Genomic DNA, 19654 nt, shown 5'->3' with positions numbered 1-19654 from the left:
ATTACTTGCAGCCGGGCAGATTCGAGCGGTACACCAGATCTGCGCCGAGTCGTGCGTCCTCGCTCAGCAGCATGTCCGCTTCGAGCTGACGCGACGCCTTTGCCGGCGTTCCGTCGGCACCGAGGCGACGATCCGCCGGGCGCTCGTAGAGGCTGTCGCCACCGCACATCGCCTTGGCGAGGCGGCGCTGACCGTCGATCGTCCGCTGCTGCGCCGCAGCAACATAGTCGGCGCGCTTGTCGGCCGGAACCGACTCGACGAATGCCTGCGGGTGCACGACTGCGATCAGGCCGGAGACGTGACCGAAGCCGAGGCTGGTCAGCAGGCCGGCACGCAGCGGAAGCTGATCACCGAACTTGAGCGGCTGACGTGCCCACACGAGGTGCTCGAACTCGGCCATCTTGTCGTCGACGCAGTCGAGGCTGCGGTTCGGCGGGACGATGCCCTGGCTCAGTACCTGGCAGAGCCCGATCAGCTGGAAGGCTGCGGCACCACCCTTGGCGTGACCGGTCAGGCTCTTCTGCGAGACCACGAACATCGGCGCACCTTCACTGCGTCCCAATGCCCCGGCGAGGCGCTCGTGCAGCTCTGCCTCGTTCGGATCGTTGGCGGCAGTGGAGGTGTCGTGCTTGGAGATCACGGCGATGTCGTCGGCGCTCACGCCGAGAGCGTTGAGCGAGAGTGCGAGCTGCGAATCCGCTCCCCCACGTCCGGCGCCCAGTGCTCCGAGTCCCGGTGCCGGGATCGAGGTGTGGACACCGTCGGCGAACGATCCGGCCCAGGCGACCACACCGAGGACGGGCAGGCCCATCTCGAGTGCCAGGTCTCCGCGAGCGAGGAGAATCGTTCCGCCACCGGCCGACTCGACGAATCCGCCGCGGCGACGATCGTTGGCCCGCGAGAAGCGGCGATCCTCGATGCCCTTGGCGTGCATGTCCTCGGTCTTGGCAGTGGCCGACATGTCACCGAAGCCGATGATGCCTTCCGTGCTCAGATCGTCGAACCCGCCGGCAACAACCAACTGCGCCTTGCCGAGTCGGATCTTGTCGACGCCTTCTTCGACGGATACCGCTGCCGTGGCGCAGGCGGCGACGGGGTGAACCATCGCGCCGTAACCGCCGACGTACGACTGAACGACGTGCGCTGCAATGACGTTCGGCAGCGCTTCCTGCAGGATGTCGTTCGGACGGTTCTCGCCGAGCAGCGTGTCGATGTACAGGCTCCGCATGGAGGTCATGCCGCCCATGCCGGTGCCCTGCGTGTTGGCGACCAGGCTCGGGTGTACCCAGCGGAGCAGTTCGCTCGGAGTGAAGCCGCCGGTGAGGAAGGCGTCCACCGTTGCGACGATGTTCCAGAGTCCGACGCGGTCGACCGAATCTGCCATGTCGGCGGGGATGCCCCACTTGGTGACGTCGAAGTTGGTCGGGATCTGGCCGCCGACACTGCGAGTCAGCTTCATCTTGCGCGGGACGCGGATCTCGGTGCCTGCCCGGCGGGTGACCGTCCAGTCTCCGGACTCGGCGGAAACCGTCGCCGTCGTGTTCTCCGGATCGGATTCGACGAAGGCCTGAGCCTCTGCCTCACTGCCGACCACGAAGCTCAGATCCTTGTCCAGGAACACGGAGGTGAGCAGCGGAGCGGTGTTGTCGATCATCGCGCCCTCGTCGACGTAGCGACGGATGCCGCAACGCTCGACGACTGCGTCGTGGTACTTGTCGGCGATTTCCGCCTCGGGTACCAGGTCACCGGATTCGACGTCGTACCAGCCCGGCTTGGGGTCGTTCTCCCAGACGATGAGTCCGGTGTTCCACGCCAATTCGAGAACGCCTGCGGCAGAGAGCTGCTCGTCGACCTCCATCTCGAAGCGGGTACGCGAGGAACCGTAGGGTCCGAGCTCTCCGGCACCCACGATGACCACGAGGTCCGCGGGGGTGACGTCCAGTTCGGGCCAGCTCGGAGCCTTGACCGAGTCGTCGATGCGAGCCGGCGTGGGCAGCGCCAGGATGCTGGACTCGTCCACTGCTTCGTCGACAGCCTCGGCGATCTCGGCAACCTCGGCAGCTTCCTTGGCCAAAGCACCCAGATCCAGGTTGGCCTCGGACAGTCCGCCGGTCAGGTCGACCTCGAGCGGAGCCTCTGCTGCAGCGCGCCGCGACTCGCGGGTTGCCGTCTTCAGCAGTTGGGTCGCCATCTCCTGGGTGGACCAGGTGCGGACGCCCGCAGCTTCGACCGCGTCGACGATCGGATCGTTGTGACCCATGAGTCCGGTTCCGCGAACCCAACCGATGACCGCGTGTGCCAACGTGACCCGCTCGGCCCAGTTCCGCTCGGCCTTCCAGCGGTTGACCACGGCAATCAGCGAAGCCTTGGCCTCACCGTAAGCACCGTCGCCGCCGAACGTTCCGCGGTTCGGCGAACCGGGCAGCACTACGTGCAGGTGCGTGTCGACATCGCTGTCGTAACCGATCTTCGACAGACCGCCGATGAGGCGCTCCACCGACCAGAGCAGCACGCGCATTTCCATTTCGGCGCGAGCGCCGGCGTCGGAGAGTTCGCCGCCGACACGCGGAGCTGCGAACGGGAAGAGCATCGTCGGCGTCATGGCCGGCTTGATGAGCTTCTTTGCGCCACCTGCATTCTCGGTGGCCTCGTTGCCGATCCAGTCGATCAGTGCGTCGACGTCGGTGTACGACGCCATGTTCGCGGGAACCACCCAGAGGGCTGCACCGGCGCGAGCGTTCTCGCGGTACAGGTCGCGGTAGAAGCCGAGACGCTGACCGTCGAGTCGTGAGGTGGTCACGAATACCGTTGCGCCACCGGCGAGTAGCTTGCCCGTGACCGCTGCCGCGATGGAACCCTTGCTGGCGCCGGTCACTACTGCGACCTCGCCTGCCCACTCGGGTGCGTCGGATTCTGTCGTCACGGCCGCATCAACGATGCGGGTGTAGACCTCGGCGAGCACCGTGCGGCCCTCGTCGGTTGCACGGGTGGCCCACCACTTGGCCTGTGCGGCGACGGTGGAACCGGCACCGATGAAGTTCTCGACCGACAACGCGGTGTCACCGAGCCAGATACGAGCGAGATCCTCACGCGCACTTGCCCAACGGTCGTCGAGCAGCACGGCCTTCTGTGCGTCGAATGCCGGAGCAACCAGACGCGGCCAGTCGGAGCCGAGTTCAGCCGAGACCAGGTCGACCAGTTCGGTGTCCTCGACCGTCGCGACTGCCGCTTCTTCGTTCAGTCCGAGCTGCTCGAGCACCAGGCGTGCAGCCGAGGCCAGAACGCCGTTGCGCCCGGTGATGTTCTCGGTGAACTCACCCAGGGCGGCTGCGTCGACGGTTCCGCCGCTTCCGCCGCCGGTAGCCGGCAACGAGACACTGACTCCGCGTGCAGAGCCGACCGAGGCAACTGCGCTGTCGATGACTGCGTCGACCGCTGCGGCGTCGGCCAGTGCGCCGGAGCTCAGGCCACCGAGGTCGCCGCCGCGGATGCTGGCGCCGTCACGGGTGCCGAGAGCCACTGCTGCGGTGACGTGGTGCGCCCAGCCGTCGCCCAGTTCCCAGACCTTCTTGACGCGGTCGGCGATGTAGCCGGGACGCTTGCCCGAGGGGCCGAAGACCTTGCGCAGGTGATCGTTGATCGAATCGGAGAGCACCGGTCCGAACGGCTTGTACGTACGGGCGAGCTTGTCGACGGTTGCTCCCAAGGAGCCCATGTCGGCATCCGCGGCACCGTCGATGGCGCCGAGGGACAGCTCGGAGCCGAGGTCGACCAGAAGCTGGTTACGACGCGAGGAGACGCCGTCGCACAGTGCCTCGATCGTGTCGGCGGGGCCGACCTGATCGGGACGGAGCTTGGTCCACAGGCTGATCAGGACCTTCGTGGCGTCGGGCGCCTTGAAGGTGAGGTCGTCCGGACGCGGTCCACCCGAGGGTGCAGCCGGCGCAGCAGCTGCAACCGGAGCAGCGGCCGCGGCAACCGATGCAGCATGCGCAGCAGGCGCTTCGATCTCGTCGTCGTCATCGACGGCGGGGTCGACGTCGGTGCCGTAGACGATCGCAGCTTCGCGCTCGACATTGAGAACCTCGACCGGGTAGCCGAAGCGGCCCGGCAGCTTGAGGGTCTGCGACGCGAGGTTCGCAACGGTCGGGGCAGCGCCGAGACCGATCTCGACGAAGCGTTCGACCCCGAGTCCACCTTCGGACTCGTCACCGAAGAGCAGGTCCTGCGTCTCGATCCAACGGACCGGGCTGGCGAACTGCCAAGCCAGCAGCTCGATCAGGATGATGCGGGACAACTCGTGAGTGCGCGTTGCGTAGCTGTCGAAATCTGCGAGGACTTCCTGCAGCGGCTCGGACGGCACCAGGTCGGCGATTTCCTGAACGAAGTCACGACGCAGCGAGAACGGCTTCGGAACCAGGTTCGGGATGTAGCGGCCGATCAGGATGTCCGGATCGATGTCGTGCGGGAGCAAGTCCTGCAGGCACACGCGGAAGTCCGCCACGCCGCCACGAAGGACGGTGGAGTGGAACGGCACGTCGATGCCGGGAACCTGGATGTATGCCCGCTTGCCACCGAATTCTGCTCGGCGACGATCGATTTCGACCTCAAGTGCGTCGAGACCGGCTACCGAACCGGCGATGGCGTACTGGCTGCCGCGCAGGTTCAGGTTGACGATTTCGAGGAACTCACCGGAAGCCTCGGCGACACCGGCGACGAAGCCCTGCACGTCGTCGTCGGAAACACCGATCTGCGACGGGCGAATAGCAGCCATGCGGTAGTCGGAGCGACCGGCTTCGTCACGGGGAACGAGCTGGTGCATGGCGGAGCCACGCTGGAAGACGACCTCGAGAAGTGCTTCGAGCGGGAAAACCTCGGCGACAGCAGCGAGTGCGTTGTACTCACCGACCGAGTGACCGGCCAGAAGGGAATCCTCGATGAATGTTCCGGACTCGCGCAGCTCGGCAACCTGGGCAACACCGAGAACGGCCATGGCCACCTGGGTGAACTGAGTCAGGTGCAGGACACCGTCAGGATGCTTGTGCTCGACACCGCGCGCCTTGACGGTCACCGGGTTGTCGCGCACGACAGCGAGAATCGAGAATCCGAGCGCCTTGCGGGTGTGCTTGTCCGCACGCTCCCAGACGTCGCGGGCGGCCTTGGAGCGTGCACGAGCGTCGAGGCCCATGCCCGGGCGCTGGATGCCCTGGCCGGGGAAGGCGTAGACGGTCTTCGGTGCGGCAGTGCGGCCGGTGGCGACCATCACCAGTTCGCCGTCGATGCGGCAGCCGACCTCGACGATTTCTGCGCCCTGGTCGATGCCGACACGGTCGACGCGGACGTCGATCTCGGCGCCGGGGCGAACCATCCCGAGGAAGCGGGCGGTCCAGGCGGTCAGGCGGCGCGGCGGGACGCGGGTCTCGGCCGGGTCGACTGCGGTGACTACCTGTTGCGCTGCGGCGGAGAGCCACATGCCGTGCACGATCGGGGTTCCGAGGCCGGCCAGCAGAGCGGCGTTGTCGGAGGTGTGAATCGGGTTGTGGTCACCGGAAACCTGAGCGAACGCGCCCATGCTGACCGGCGCGAGGATCTTCGCGTCACGGCGACGACGACGCGAGGTGTCGACAGCCGCATCGCTGATCGATCCACCGGCGCGAGCCGGGTCGGCGAGTTCGCCAGCGCCCGTGCGTCCGCGGATCGCGAAACGCTCGGTCATGGTGACGACTGCGGGGGCGTCGAGGCCCTCGCCGAGCATGGCACCGACCTCGACCTTGACCTCGACGACGCGACCGAGGTCGGTGTCGAGAACCGAGGCGACCTCGGCATTGACCACGAGAATGCTTGTCTCGGAGGGCAGCTCACCGACAAAGTCGACGGTGTGGTCGAGGTGGACCAGGTCGAGCATGCCTTCGATGACTGAAAGACTGTCGAGCTTGGCTGCGCCGAGGACTGCGAACACTGCAGGCCAGCATGCTCCGACGACGACGTCCGGAACAGCCTTGCCGCTGACACTGAGCGTGGCGGGCAGACCCGAACCGGTGACACCGGCGTGATCGGCAATGCGATCGGGAACCCACGCGACGTTGAGGCGGGCCTTGCCGTTCTTGACTGTCGGAAGTTCCTGTCCGGCAGCAACTGCCAGCAGCGCGGACATCGCACCCTCGGCGTCTGCCTCGGTGACAACCGGAGCGCCGCCGTCTACGACGGACTCGGGGATGGTGATCGTGATGTCGACCGACTTGTCTGCCACCAACGGAACCGAGAGCAGCACGTGCGAGGAATCGACGACGGTCAAGCTGGACCCCGTGGTGCCGTGAACTGCCTTGTCGGCAGACTCTGCACTCCACTCGTCGAGGTCACCGAGACGACGGACGGGGTTCTGGGTCAGGCGGCCGGCCCACTGGAGGTCGGGAGCCGAGAGGACGGCGTCGAGAAGTCCGGGTGCGGAATCCTGGTGGCGGCGGCTCGCGAGTGCAACCGGAGCGGTTCCGGCAGCAACCAATTCGTCGTAGGTCGCCTTCTCGAAGCGATCGAGCAGGTCACCGACCGGCTCGTCGACACGGGTGATGCCGGCGACGGCAACGGTGCCGGGGATGACACAAACCTGATCGGCGGTGTAGCGGGGATCGTGTGCCTGCCACAGGGAGTCGCTGCGCCACCAACGGCGGACGTCGCCGTCGACGACGGGAACGAAGTTGACCGGCTTGCCCGGCGTCTTGCACAACGAGGTGAAGAACGAGACGTCTGCGGGATGCAGAACCGTCGTCGAGTAGTCCGGGTACGACGCCTGCAGTGCGCAGATCGCAGCCTCGGGGCGCTCGAGAGTCTCGGCGTCGCCGAACAGTGTGGGGATCGGGCCACGGTCGACCGGGTGCAGACGCGCCTCGGTGCGCTGGAGCATCTCGCCGAAGCGAGCACGCCAGGTGATGTCGAGCCACGGGCTCGAGGTCGCCTCGACGATGGCGTCCTGAAGATCTGCGCCGCAATCGAATTCCTTCGCCGCGTCGATGCCGACGGTGAGCTCGAGGTAGCGGCGCAGCCACTGTGCGTACGTCATGGTCTCGACGTCGCCGAAGTACGGCTTGGCGGTGACGTCGAGGGCGGCGATGATCTCGTCGCGGCGCTCGGCCACTGCCTCGGAATCGCCGGCAACCTCGTCGAGGAGGCGTCCGGTGCGCGAAGCCGCGTTGTCGATCTCGTGAATGTCGGCACCGAGCTGGCTACGGCCAGAGGCCATTCCGCCTTCAGCGGTACCGGCACCGACCCAATCCGGTGTTCCGGGCGTGTCGACGAGGAGCTGCTTGACCTCGGGCGAGGTGGTGGCCTCTAGAGTCGCCATGGCTGCAGTGCCGACCAGGATGCCGTCGACGGGCATGGCCGGGAAACCGGCTGCGGCAGACCAGCGACCGGTGAGGTAATCGGCTGCTCGCTCGGGGGTTCCGATGCCGCCGCCGACGCAGATGACCAAGTTCGGACGTGTACGCAGCTCGGCGTACGTGTCGAGGAGCAGGTCGTCGAGGTCTTCCCACGAGTGGTGTCCGCCGGCGCGGCCGCCTTCGATGTGGACGATGACCGGGAAGTTCGGAACCTCGTTGGCGATGCGGATCACGGAGCGGATCTGCGCCACGGTGCCGGGCTTGAACGCGATGTTGGTGATGCCGATCTCGGACAGCTCGTCGATGAGGGCAACGGCCTCTTCGAGTTCCGGGATACCGGCGGTGACGATGACGCCGTCGATGGGAGCGCCGGCAGTACGGGCACGCTGCACCAGGCGCTTGCCACCGAGCTGCAGCTTCCACAGGTACGGGTCGAGGAACAGGGAGTTGAACTGGACCGCGCGGCCCGGCTCGAGCAACATCTTCAGCTCTGCGACACGGTCTTCGAAGATTTCCTCGGTGACCTGTCCGCCACCGGCGAGCTCAGCCCAGTGACCGGCATTGGCTGCTGCGGCAACGATCTTGGCGTCGACCGTCGTCGGCGTCATGCCTGCGAGCAGGATGGGTGAACGACCGGTCAGCTTCGTGAACGCCGTCTCGACGCCGATGCGGCCACCGGGAAGCGAAACAGGCTTCGGCGCGAATTCGCTCCACGAACGTGAGACCTCAGGCGCAGCACCGGGGGTGAGCAGATTGCGGTGTCCGCCGCGGGTGGCGGCGGCGATGATGCCGATGCCCTGCCCACGCAGCGAAGAGGACGTCATACGGGTCAGCTGATCGCTGGGCCCGAGATCGAGAATCCACTTGGCGCCGGCGGAGATTGCGCCGTCGACAGCCTCGACCCAGTCGACCGGATCGACGAGGACACCCTGTGCAAGTTCACGCGCACGGTCGGCATCGAGACCGCAACGGGTTGCCCAGCTGCCGACAAGTTCGACGGCCTCGGCCAATGCTGGGTGATGGAAGCCGATTTCGGTGTCGAGCGGATCGAAGGACGGAGCGAAGACGGAACCGCCACGCTTCTTGCCCTCTCGCTCGCGAGCTTCTTCGGCTTCGATCTGCTCGCAACGCTCTTGCACGCGTGCCAGCTGAGCGGGCGGTCCGGCGAGAACGACGCGGCGACGGCCGTTGCGAATGGCGAGGACAGCCGCGCGTTCGGGGGCAACACCCTCGGCAAGCTCGGCGACGATGGCGGCGAGACGCTCGGGATCGACGCCCGAGACCGCAACCATCGGCTTCGCGGAGGCGCCGGCGATGACGCCGCGGCGACGGCCGACCAGGCTGGCAGCAGCACCGACGAGCTGTGCGACGGCGAGGAGTTCACCGTCGTCGTTGCCCTGCGCGGCTACGGCAGCGGTGGCCAGCAGGCCCTGCGAGTGGCCGATGACGGCAGCAGGCGGGTTACCGGCTACATCCAGACCCTGAGCGGAGAGTGCACGCAACGCCGCAAGCTGCGTGAGGAAGACGCCGGGGAGTGACACCGGAGCTGCGGTGAGCGCGGCAGCGGAAGGCCCGGCGGACTTCTCACCTTCTTCTTCGTCGACGATCTCGGCTTCGAGCATCCACGCGATCGGATCGAATCCGACCGGGCGAACCACGAGGAGATCCTGTGCGACGGGCGCGAGGCGTGCGGCTGCGTCATTGACCAGATCGGTCAGAACGGGCTCCAGGCCGTTGTCACGGCTGAGCTCCTCGAGCGAGGTGAGCCAGGGAGCGCCCTGTCCACCGAAAGCGATTGCGTAGGAAACGCCGTTGTTCAGCGAATCGACGAGGGCACCTTTGCTGGTCGTGCGGGACTGTCCCCCATCGACGCCGAAACGGCGTCCACCCTTCGAGTCGCGTCCGTTTCCTGTAGGTGTCGTGTCATCGATCGTCACGCGTACGTCCTCTCCTGGTCACCTCTGCGGCGAGGTGGGATTTGCGGTGTGCTGCCCGGCTGAAGTGCTCGCGAATTCGTCGAGAGAATCGACGGAGTCAGGGCGTTCGTGCAAGACAAGGTTTACACAGAATCATGAGGATTTCCTCACGTTTGTCGGCACCCTGGAAATCTGGACTTTCGAGGCCGTGATCTTCCTCACGAGACTTCGAGAAAGTGACTCGCGAGTAGGTCGCGAACGCCCTGCCTGGGACTGTTACCGGGATTTTCAGAAACCTGAGGAACCCCTCATATTTATTGTTACCAATTCGTGACCTCCTTGACGGACGGTCGATCCCGTGCGTTCCGGGCCACCATCTGTCGGACCCCCTCGCTACGTTCAGCGCGTCCACACCGGACGACTTCTCGGGGGGAGAAATCATGAAAGACACAGACGTAGTCAGAGCGGCCGAATTCATCGGCGCTGAGCTTCCGCGCGAGGCGTGGCCGCATTGGAATCAGGGATGGCCGCGCGAGTCCGAAGCCGCCCTTCTCGATGCGATCTTCTCGTCGCGCGCCGCCTACGGAACACCGAAGACCGGAGTCCGCGCCGTCCTCGACCGTTGGCGCACACACCGCTCGGTAGCCGCAGGCGAACACCTCGACAGCTTGTCCGCTCTCGCCGCCTTCACCGACCGTGGCGACGAGCTCGCAACGATTCTCGGCAATCGCCAGCGCGTGCCGGGCAACTACTTCACCAAAGCCGAGGGTGCGGCTCGTGCGGCCAAAGCGCTCGCCGACGCCGGTTGCCGGTGCGGTGCCGACGTCGAGGACACCGAAGGCCTCCGTTCGGCAGTCGTCTCCGTTCCAGGCCTGGGCCCCAGGACCTTCGAGACGCTGGTGTTCCTGTCTGGGAAGTTGACGGCAACTTCGATAGATCTACTTGCACGGTTCGCCACCGAAGCAAGCAGTAGCGAGGAATTGTTGTCGAGCACCGACGCAGCCGAGTTGCTCGTTGCGGTTGCCGAACATCTCGATGTCGATGTTCCAACACTCACCCACGCTGCGTGGCGGTATCAACGCACGGCCGAGCAACCGCGCCGGTCGAAGAAATCCACCACGCCGCCCGCAGCGGATCCACTCGCCGAAACGGCCTGAGAGCGGGCGGGCGCATCCCGACCAGGGTGGTGTGCCCGCGAGCGATTCCACTCGCGTATCCTTTGAATTCCGCGCGCGAGTGGCGGAATTGGCAGACGCGCTGGATTTAGGTTCCAGTGTCTCAGGACGTGGGGGTTCAAGTCCCCCCTCGCGCACAACGAAAAAGCCCCGCCGGATCAGATCCGGCGGGGCTTTTTCAGTTCTTGATCAGGCTCAGCGCTTTCGAGCCTTGACCGGCGGGGTCATGTACGTCGTCCGACTCGGCGTCAGCCCCAGACGGACCGAGCTCTCCAACCACGTGATCGCCGACGCCGTCGGATCCACAACCGGAACGTGAATCCCTTTGCCATGCAGCCTGTCTCGGACTGCACTGGTCACACCGAGCATCCCGGTGCAACCGAGAACGACGGAATCGGCCTCGCCGTTCTGCACTGCCGCAGACGCCTGAGCGGCCAGTCGATCAATCAGTTCCTCCCGATCGGTGAGGCCCAGCACCGGCATGTCCACGACTCGAATACTGCCCAGCCGACTATCGAGTCCATACCGCCGAGTGAGCGATCGGAGCATCGGCACGACGTTCGGCAGGATGGTCACGACACCGACGCGATCGCCCAGACTCATCGCTGTCAGAAATGACGGCTCGAAGCCGCCGACCACCGGTGCGTCGATGATCTCTCGGGCGGCATGCACTCCGGGATCGGCGAAACACGTGATGAATACACCGTCGACGCCGTCGACTGCCGCCTCTTCGACCCGCTGCACGATCCCGGGGCCGGCCAGTGCCTCGTCGTACTCGGACTCGATGCTCGCCGTGCCAGAGAGCAGTGACACGACATCGACCGTCGTGCCGGGCGCCGCCCAGTGCTCCACCTCGTCTGTCACCGCCGGAGTCAGTGTGGTGTCGATGACCGGGCGAATCACTCTGATGTGCATGAAACACTCCCCTGCTTTCGGATACGCCCGAGGTTATCGATGCAGCACAGCTGGGAAAATGTGTTCAGTGCCTGGCGTTGCGGGTGAGGATGGGCATAGCGCACAGGCGCTGTGGCACGGCCTATACGACACGCCGTGGCACGGCTTCTACGACACGCCGTGGCACGGCTTCTACGACACCGTGTCGGAGATCGCAGGGCGAGGCACTATAGCTCTCAGGTACCGTCTTAGTGTGTCCAAGAACGCTACTAAACGCCGACCTGCGCTGATTCTGCTGGTCATCGTGTCAGCTGCCGGCTGCCTCGCGCTCGGCTGGTGGCAGTGGGAGCGCTTCGAAGCCGTCGGAGGCTCGGGACAGAATCTCGGGTACGCGTTCCAGTGGCCGCTGTTCGCGGCGTTTGTCGTGTACGCGTATCGCAAGTTCGTTCAGCTCGAAGACGTGGACCCCGAAGAGGCCGAAGCCGAGGAAGCCGCCGCGGAGCCGCGTGAGATTCCCGCCGACCTCTTGCCGCAACGCCCGCAGGCCGAGTTCGACGATGTGAACCTCGACGTCGACGACCCTGAAGCCCGCCAAATGCTGGAATACAACGACTACCTTGCGCAGCTCGCCGCTCGCGAGTCCGATAGGAGCACGACGTGAGTACCGGTTCGGAAGCGAGCATCGCTACCCCCGCAGTCAACGCAGAAAAGCAGAAGAAGGTTGCGTCGGCGCTCGTCCGATACCGCGTTCTCGCCTGGATCACCGGCCTCTGGCTGCTGTTCCTGACCGGTGAGATGGTCTACAAGTACCTGATTCTCGACAATTCGGCGGATGCACCGTCGTGGTTGTTCTACATCGGTCAGATCCACGGCCTGTTCTACATGCTCTATCTCGTGTTCACGATCGACTTGGCGATCAAGGCCCGGTGGAAGCCCGGTACGACTGTTGCCACCGCGCTCGCCGGCACGATCCCGTTCCTGTCGTTCGTGTTCGAGCACAAGCGGACTGCCCAGGTGAAGCAGGCTTATCAGCTCTGAGAGTTTCAAAAAGTAGAGCCCTGAACGCAGACGCGTTCAGGGCTCTACTTTTCGGATTCGGTTCAGCCGGCCAGTGCCGCCAGCGCCGGAACGAGCTGTACGAGCGCTCTCCCTCGATGTGACGCCGCGTCCTTCTCGGCCGGGGTGAGTTCTGCGGCAGAGCGGGTGTCGCCGTCCGGACGGAAGATGGGGTCGTATCCGAAGCCCCCGTCGCCGGCTGGTTCTCGGCCGATCACCCCGCGCCATTCGCCGCGCACGACAGTCTCGTCGCCGCCGGGGATCACCAGTGCACAGGCGGAGACGAATGCCGCGCCGCGCCGCTCGTCTGGCACGTCTCCCAGCTGAGCCAGGACAAGCGCCGTGTTGGCGCCGTCGTTGCCGTGAGTGCCCGACCATCGCGCGGACAGCACGCCGGGCATACCGTTGAGTGCATCGATCTCGACACCGGAATCATCTGCGATGCAAGGCATTCCGGTTGCCGCCGCGCCGTCACGTGCCTTGGCGAGTGCATTCTCCTCGAACGTCGCCCCGGTCTCGGGGGCTTCGGGGAACGGCGGCACCTCGTCGAGCCCGACCAGTTCGATTCCGTTCACTCCAGCGGCGTCGAGCACCCGGTGAAGTTCCTTCAGTTTCTTGGCATTTCGGCTGGCAACCAGTACTCGTACGCTCACAGCTCAGGCACCGAACTTCTTTTTGGGTTCCGGATTCTTCGGTTCGGGTAGCACCCCGGGATACGGCTCGGCCAACGCTTGACGCTGGATCTCGAAAAGTTGCTCACAACCAGCCAGAGCGGAGTCGAGCAGCTTGTCCAGCGTCGAGCGTGGGAACGTGGCGCCCTCACCGGTTCCCTGGATTTCCACCAGCGTGCCGGTATCGGTGGCCACGACATTCATGTCGACCTCGGCGCGCGAATCCTCTTCGTACGGAAGATCGAGGCGCACTCGTCCGTCCACGACGCCGACGCTGACGGCCGCTATGCCACACGAGATGGGCTGAGGGTCGGAGAGCAGGTCGGCTGCGCGCAGGTACGTCACGGCGTCGACCAGGGCCACATACGCCCCCGTCACTGCCGCGGTGCGGGTACCGCCGTCGGCCTGGAGGACATCACAGTCCAGGGCGATGGTGTTCTCGCCGATCGCGGCGAGATCGATGCAGGCCCGAAGTGATCGGCCGATGAGTCGACTGATCTCCTGCGTACGGCCGCCGACCTTGCCCTTGACCGATTCGCGGCCACTGCGTGTGTGCGTGGCGGCGGGAAGCATCGCGTATTCGGCTGTCAGCCAACCCAAGCCGGAGCCCTTGCGCCAGCGGGGTACACCCTCTTCGACGCTGGCCGTGCACATGACGCGAGTGTTCCCGAACTCGACCAGAACGGATCCGGCCGGATGACTGGTGAACCCGCGGGTGATCTTGACCGTGCGGAGCTCGTCGTCCGCCCTACCGTCTTCTCGTGTAGTCACCTTCGTGAGCCTAGCGGTCGCCCGGTCGGCACTGCATCGAATGTGAGGGGAATCAGATGTCGTAGACGCTTCCGGCGGAGACGGCATGGACCGGTCCGGAGAATTCGGATTTCGCTTCGGCGATCACGTCTTCGCGGGAGGTCCACGGCGGGATGTGTGTGAGGAGAAGTTCCTTGACGCCGGCGAGGGCAGCCACACGGCCGGCTTCCTTACCGGAGAGGTGAACGCCCTCGGGGCGATCCGGACTGTCGGTCCACGAAGCTTCGGAGAGCAACACGTCCGCTCCACGGGCGAGTTCGACGACGTTGTCGCACATACCCGTGTCACCGGTGTAGACGAGCACGCGGCCGTCGGCGCCGGTGATCCGGAAACCGTAAGCCTCGGGAGGATGATTCATCCGACGGGCGACGACGCTCAGTTCTCCGAACCTCACCGGCTCGTTCTCGGCCCAGAGCCGGACGTCGATGGTGTCGGAGATGTCATCCATCTCGCCGGCGCACTCGGCGGAGGACACTCCGATGCGGCAGGCCGTGTCGGTGGGGCCGTAAACCAGAGCCCGCCCGACCGGTGGGTTGGGGTGATAGCGACGCCAGACGAGCAGACCGGGCATGTCGAGACAGTGGTCCGCATGAAGGTGCGAAAGCAGGATCGTCACCTCGCCCGGATCGGCGTATCGCTGCAACGCCCCAAGAACTCCCGGGCCGAAGTCGATCACGAGCGGCGGAGTTCCCGGTGCCGTGAGCAGGTATCCCGAAGCCGGTGAATCCGGACCCGTGACGCTGCCGGAACACCCCAGGACGGTCATGCGCATACCGGTCATGCTGCCACGTCTACCCGTCTGGAAAAAAGCTCTTGGTGGTTTTGGCGCGTCGAAGTCACACCGCAGCGAGGGTGTGACCCACGTCCGTTCAGAAACTCGGTGGTCGGACGGCCGGCGCCGACCCTGCGCGCTTGGCCCTCTCCCCCGACGTCAGCGCCCAGGCTGCCACCACGCCGCCGATCGCTCCGAACAGATGTCCTTGCCAGGAAACCCGTGGATCGCTCGGGAGAACGCCCCACAGCACTCCGCCGTACACGACGAAGACGGCAACGCCGATCAGGATCTGTGTGAAGCTCCGCGTGAAGAACCCGCGCACCAGCAGGTAGGTGACCCAGCCGAAGATCAGCACGGACGCACCGACGTGATTCGAGTTCGAGCCGGCGAACAACCAGGTCCCGACACCGCCGATCACCCAGATGATGCCGGTCGCCGCGAGTCCGCGCGCAATTCCCGACACCAGCACGAGGAACCCGAGGATCAGGACCGGAATGGTGTTGGCAATCAGGTGAGCCCAGTCGTCGTGCAGGACCGGGGCGAACAGGATTCCCCACAGGCCGTCGAGCGTGCGCGGGGTGACGCCGGCGTTCTGGACGTTCTGACCGGAGATGACATCCACGATCTCGATCACGTAGAGCAGGATCGCGAAGCCGCCCACCAACACGGCCGACTGCTTCCACACCGAGGGCGGACCGGATTTCGGTGCCGGCGTCCGGGTGCCGAAGTCCGGATTGTTGAAATCCATCGTCATCGTGTGCGTCCTCCACGGTCGATCCGGTTTTCTGATTCGGTCACTCGCGACCAGGCTCAATTCGAGATTACCGCCGATTCCAGGAGTGCTGCCTAGAGAAATGCCGACGGAAAGAGCTCGCGGTAGCTCGGGATTCCGGCTACCGACGTGGCGTCGAGAATCGCTGTGACGATCGCACGTTCGACAACCTGCGCCGAGGCGGCACACACCGCGTCGAGTATCGGCAGATCGTTCGGGAAAGCGGCCGGAACTGCGATCTCCGAATTCGGAGTGTGATCGCCGGTGGCGAGCGCAAAGATCGTGTCGCCGTCGAGTGGCGAATGCGCGGGCCGAATCGCACGAGCCAGACCGTCATGCCCTGCGACGGCGACGCGTCGGCACCCGGCTTTTGTCAAGGCGGCGTCAGTGGCGACCACACCGATCGTGGTGTTGAGGACTGTTCCCTTGGCTGCAACGGCGTTGGCCGCCGCGAGTTCGGACGCGTCGGGAAGCCTGAGCCCGAACGACTCCGCCCCGTCCGAGCCGACGCCCCACGGCAAGCCTGTTCTCGGATCGAAGACCGAACCCACCGGGTTCGCCACGATCAACGCGGAGACCGTCGTACCCTCGGCCGGGCCGTCGGCGATCACGACGCTGGCCGTTCCCACCCCACCCTTGAGCGCTCCGGCTCTGGCACCTACCCCGGCGCCGACCGTGCCCGTGGCGAATTCGCGCGAAGCGGTGTCGGCAGCGAGGAATCCGAAGTCTCCGGTCGGACGAACGGTCCAGTCCCCCACCGGCAGATCGAAGATCACGGCGCCGGGCACGATCGGTACCACCTGACCAGGAGCACCCATCGCGATCCCGCGATCGTGTTCCTCGAGCCAGCGCATCACTCCATCGGCCGCGGCAAGTCCGTAGGCACTACCGCCGGTCAACAGCACGGCATTGACCTGCTGGACCGAATGGCTCGGGTCGAGTAGGTCGGTCTCGCGGGTACCCGGACCGCCGCCGCGGACGTCGACTCCGGCAACCACACCGGCCGACGCGAGCACGACCGTGCAGCCGGTGGCTGCGCCGCTTCCGAGAGTGGCTCCCTCGTCGAGCTTGTGGTGATGACCGACAGCGAGGCCGGCGACATCTGTCAGTGAATCAGTGGGCCCGGTCCGCGTCGTGGTCATGGCATGAGCGCCTGGACGAGGGAGTCCTGCATCCACGTCAACCAGTGATAGACGTCGAGATGCGGGGCGCGCGGGTCGTCGGGTTCGAGGCTCTCCGGGGTGTCGGCGTCGATGCCGAGATTGGTTCCGAGCGCGAGACGGACGTCGTTGAGCGAGGACAGCCACGCATCGGCCTGTTCCTGCGTGAGAACGACCTTGCCGCCGGCCTCCGGAAGCGAAGCCAACAACATGCGAGCGGACTCACGCTTGGCGTCGATGATCTCGGGTTCGTGCAAACTACGCAGCGCGCCGTTGACATTGGCGCCGGCGTCGTCGAGATCGTCACTGTCCGGAGCGACCTTGTCCGGATCGGTGCGCTGGAAGTCGGGAAGCAAACGCGCCAACACCGGATTGTCGGGCGTCTCCGAGTTTCCGGTACGAAGGCCCGTCAGGGCAGCGAGCTCGTCTTGCGGCGCCGAAGACGCGCGCTCGTCGAGAAGCCCGGTCACCGACTCCACGAGCGAGCGCAGAACCGCCGCCTCGTGGCCGTCCATCTCGGACTTGAACTTCACTCCGCCGAGTGAACTCTTCCTACTCCACGTCCGCACGCGTCGGACTCCCGTCTACGAGTTAGGCGAACAAATCGGTCGAAAAAGTGCTTTTCTCAGGTGTCGTCGCGTTGCATCGTGGCCCATAGACCGGCAGCGTGGAGGCGACGAACATCGGCCTCCATCTTGTCGCGCGAACCGCTCGAGACCACGGCCTTGCCCTCCGAATGGACCTGCATCATCAGGTCGGTGGCCTTGGCTTTGCTGTAACCGAACAACTTCTGGAACACGTAAGTCACGTAATGCATGAGATTGACCGGGTCGTCCCAGACGATGGTCACCCAGGGCCGATCTGCGGCTTCGATGGTCGCAACAGCCTCCGACTGCTCGGGCGTGGCTTGAGGAGAGGAAGCCGTAGCGCCTCTCATCGTTACGTTCGCCGAGTAAGTGCCGGACACGGTCGCGCCGCCGAAAACCATGTATCCAGGGTACGGCGCGACGAGAGGCGACAACACCCACCCACGTCGTCTCGCGCATAGAGTTGTGTGCGTGCCTACGCAAATTTCCGACATCCGCGACGCCGGTGCCAGCACCGCACTGCTCACCGATCAGTACGAACTGACCATGCTCTCGGCGGCTCTCGCCGACGGATCTGCCTTCCGCAACTGCAGTTTCGAGGTATTCGCACGGCGGCTGCCAGACGGTCGTCGCTACGGCGTCGTCGCCGGTACCGAACGCCTTCTCGACGCACTCGAGCAGTTCCGGTTCGGTGAACCGGAACTGGCGATCGTTGCGAGATTCCTCGACGACACGACCGTCGAGTGGCTGCGCAACTATCGATTCACCGGTGACATCGACGGCTACCGCGAGGGCGACTTCTACTTCCCCGGCTCACCGATCCTCTCGGTCCGCGGAACGTTCGCCGAGTGCGTCATCCTCGAAACCTTGATTCTCTCGATCCTCAACCACGACAGCGCGATCGCTTCGGCCGCAGCCCGCATGGTGAGCGCAGCGGGCGGTCGACGGATGATCGAGATGGGCTCGCGTCGCACACACGAACAGGCCGCCGTCGCCGCTTCACGTGCCGCGTATCTCGCCGGCTTCGACGCCACCTCCAACCTCGAAGCCGCGCGGCGTCACGACGTACCCAGCGCGGGTACCAGTGCACACGCCTTCACTCTCCTGCACACCACCGAAGACGGTCCGGACGAGGCAGCGGCATTCCGCGGTCAGGTCGCGGCACTCGGCGTATCCACCACGTTGCTCGTCGATACCTACGACATCACCGAGGGTGTGAAAACGGCTGTCGCCGTTGCCGGTCCCGAGCTGGGCGGGGTTCGCATCGACTCCGGCGATCTTGGCGTTCTTGCTCGTCAGGTACGCCAACAACTCGACGATCTCGGTGCTACCAAGACACGCATCGTCGTCTCCGGCGACCTGGACGAGTACGCGATCGCGGCTCTGCGCGCCGAACCCGTCGACTCGTACGGCGTCGGTACTTCACTGGTCACCGGATCAGGCGCACCCACCGCAGGCATGGTTTACAAGCTGGTCGAGGTCGACGGAATCGCGGTCGAGAAGAGAAGCACCAACAAGGCATCTCGCGGCGGCGCCAAGAAGGCACTGCGCGTGGTTCGCCCGACCGGAACGATCGTCGAAGAAGTCATCTACCCTGCCGGCTCGCCCGCTCCGGTTTCCGAGGCGGACGGCGCGACCGAACTGCTGATCCCGTTGGTTCGCGAAGGCAAGGTCGTCGAGAGCGCACCGACGCTCGAAGAGAGCCGCGCAGTTCTGAAGGCCGGGCTCGTGAGCCTGCCGTGGGAAGGACTCAAGCTCTCGCGCGGAGACTCGGCTGTGCCCGTTCGATTCTCCGGAGGTGAGCACCAGTGAGTGCAAAAGCACTGATCGTCGTCGACGTTCAGAACGATTTCTGTGAAGGTGGCGCTCTCGCGGTCGACGGCGGCGCTGCGGTTGCGGCGGCCGTCAACGATTTCGTCAACTCCCACGAGTACGACGCCGTAGTCGCGACTCGCGATTTCCACATCGATCCTGGGGCGCATTTCTCCGAGACCCCAGACTTCGTCGACAGTTGGCCGATTCACTGCGTCGTCGGGACGGCCGGCGCCGAGTTCCACCCGGCGTTCGACGCTTCCGTCGCCGGTTCGGCGATCTTCTCCAAGGGCGCCTACAGCGCGGCCTATTCCGGTTTCGAAGGAGCAGCCGAGGACGGCACGACGCTCGAGGACTGGCTCCGCGCCCACAAGATCACCGACGTCGACGTGATCGGCATTGCCACAGATCACTGTGTCAAGGCCACGGCCATCGACGCGGCGCGCGCGGGATTCGCCACGACGGTCCTTCTCCCCTTCACCGCAGGTGTGTCGACTGCCACGATCGAGTCGGCATTGGTACAGATGCAGGAGGCGGGAGTGCAGCTGATCGGGCGAGACGAGGCGTCGTCGGAAGAAGACTCGAATGCCGGGGAACTACCCCGGGAATCATCCGTGGACGTTTCTGACGTAGGGATCCATTAACCTTCG

The 19654-nt window shown here is 65.3% G+C and carries 14 protein-coding genes and 1 tRNA gene; 6 read left to right on the top strand and 9 right to left on the bottom strand.

Annotated features, from left to right (window positions below):
- Nucleotide 1 precedes the first annotated feature (1 nt).
- Entirely contained in the window at nt 2-9313 is a 9312-nt protein-coding gene (locus tag H351_RS13655) for a type I polyketide synthase (RefSeq protein WP_029255694.1), read from the bottom strand.
- Between the two features lie 419 nt (nt 9314-9732).
- On the opposite strand from H351_RS13655, the gene H351_RS13650 reads away from it, so the two are divergent.
- Nucleotides 9733-10449, top strand: a complete 717-nt coding sequence (locus tag H351_RS13650; protein WP_020970029.1) for a hypothetical protein — start codon at nt 9733-9735, stop codon at nt 10447-10449.
- 73 nt (nt 10450-10522) lie between these two features.
- Nucleotides 10523-10604, top strand: a tRNA-Leu gene (locus H351_RS13645).
- A gap of 58 nt (nt 10605-10662) precedes the next feature.
- Here the strand turns inward: H351_RS13645 and H351_RS13640 are convergent.
- The gene (locus tag H351_RS13640) at nt 10663-11382 is read right to left on the bottom strand and encodes an aspartate/glutamate racemase family protein (protein ID WP_019749146.1); all 720 of its coding nucleotides are present in this window, start codon (nt 11380-11382) and stop codon (nt 10663-10665) included.
- 232 nt (nt 11383-11614) lie between these two features.
- On the opposite strand from H351_RS13640, the gene H351_RS13635 reads away from it, so the two are divergent.
- Nucleotides 11615-12022, top strand: coding sequence for a hypothetical protein (locus H351_RS13635; RefSeq protein ID WP_021333455.1), 408 nt, complete (start codon nt 11615-11617; stop codon nt 12020-12022).
- Nucleotides 12019-12399: a DUF3817 domain-containing protein gene (locus H351_RS13630; RefSeq protein WP_003945334.1), complete on the top strand. Its 381-nt coding sequence runs from the start codon at nt 12019-12021 to the stop codon at nt 12397-12399. The genes H351_RS13635 and H351_RS13630 overlap by 4 nt, the downstream gene beginning before the upstream one ends.
- A 62-nt stretch (nt 12400-12461) precedes the next feature.
- Here H351_RS13630 and rdgB read toward each other — a convergent pair whose 3' ends face one another.
- From rdgB to clpS, 7 genes are all read right to left on the bottom strand, one after another.
- On the bottom strand, nt 12462-13070 hold the full coding sequence (gene rdgB / locus H351_RS13625; protein ID WP_019749148.1) for an RdgB/HAM1 family non-canonical purine NTP pyrophosphatase: 609 nt from the start codon (nt 13068-13070) through the stop codon (nt 12462-12464).
- Between the two features lie 3 nt (nt 13071-13073).
- A complete protein-coding gene (gene rph / locus H351_RS13620; protein ID WP_003945332.1) occupies nt 13074-13859 on the bottom strand; it encodes a ribonuclease PH in 786 nt (261 codons plus the stop codon).
- Nucleotides 13860-13911: 52 nt separating this feature from the next.
- Nucleotides 13912-14670 carry a cyclic nucleotide-degrading phosphodiesterase gene (locus H351_RS13615; RefSeq protein WP_037119612.1) on the bottom strand — a complete coding sequence of 253 codons (759 nt, stop codon included), beginning with the start codon at nt 14668-14670 and terminating at the stop codon, nt 13912-13914.
- Between the two features lie 97 nt (nt 14671-14767).
- The gene (locus H351_RS13610; RefSeq protein WP_020970033.1) at nt 14768-15427 is read right to left on the bottom strand and encodes a rhomboid family intramembrane serine protease; all 660 of its coding nucleotides are present in this window, start codon (nt 15425-15427) and stop codon (nt 14768-14770) included.
- A 92-nt stretch (nt 15428-15519) separates the two neighbouring features.
- Nucleotides 15520-16587: a P1 family peptidase gene (locus H351_RS13605; protein WP_020970034.1), complete on the bottom strand. Its 1068-nt coding sequence runs from the start codon at nt 16585-16587 to the stop codon at nt 15520-15522.
- Nucleotides 16584-17174, bottom strand: coding sequence for an oxidative stress transcriptional regulator AosR (gene aosR, locus H351_RS13600; protein ID WP_003945318.1), 591 nt, complete (start codon nt 17172-17174; stop codon nt 16584-16586). Before aosR ends, H351_RS13605 begins: the two co-directional genes overlap by 4 nt.
- Nucleotides 17175-17230: 56 nt before the next feature.
- Nucleotides 17231-17542 (bottom strand): ATP-dependent Clp protease adapter ClpS, encoded by a 312-nt coding sequence (clpS, locus tag H351_RS13595; protein ID WP_029255695.1) that lies wholly within the window; start codon nt 17540-17542, stop codon nt 17231-17233.
- Nucleotides 17543-17663: 121 nt separating this feature from the next.
- Between clpS and H351_RS13590 the strand changes: the two genes are divergently transcribed.
- Nucleotides 17664-19004, top strand: coding sequence for a nicotinate phosphoribosyltransferase (locus tag H351_RS13590; RefSeq protein ID WP_029255696.1), 1341 nt, complete (start codon nt 17664-17666; stop codon nt 19002-19004).
- Entirely contained in the window at nt 19001-19648 is a 648-nt protein-coding gene (locus H351_RS13585) for an isochorismatase family protein (protein ID WP_021333460.1), read from the top strand. The genes H351_RS13590 and H351_RS13585 overlap by 4 nt, the downstream gene beginning before the upstream one ends.
- The last annotated feature ends 6 nt before the right edge of the window (nt 19649-19654 follow it).

The organism is Rhodococcus erythropolis R138, from assembly GCF_000696675.2.
Classification (GTDB): Bacteria; Actinomycetota; Actinomycetes; order Mycobacteriales; family Mycobacteriaceae; genus Rhodococcus_F; species Rhodococcus_F erythropolis.
Note: the sequence above shows the minus strand (reverse complement) of the source record. Positions and strands in the feature narration are given on the sequence as shown.

Coding starts and splice junctions, on each gene's coding strand:
- clpS (WP_029255695.1), bottom strand. CDS start 17,542: ATGAGAGGCGCTACGGCTTCCTCTCCTCAAGCCACGCCCGAGCAGTCG.
- H351_RS13650 (WP_020970029.1), top strand. CDS start 9,733: ATGAAAGACACAGACGTAGTCAGAGCGGCCGAATTCATCGGCGCTGAG.
- H351_RS13605 (WP_020970034.1), bottom strand. CDS start 16,587: ATGACCACGACGCGGACCGGGCCCACTGATTCACTGACAGATGTCGCC.
- H351_RS13640 (WP_019749146.1), bottom strand. CDS start 11,382: ATGCACATCAGAGTGATTCGCCCGGTCATCGACACCACACTGACTCCG.
- H351_RS13610 (WP_020970033.1), bottom strand. CDS start 15,427: ATGACGATGGATTTCAACAATCCGGACTTCGGCACCCGGACGCCGGCA.
- H351_RS13615 (WP_037119612.1), bottom strand. CDS start 14,670: ATGCGCATGACCGTCCTGGGGTGTTCCGGCAGCGTCACGGGTCCGGAT.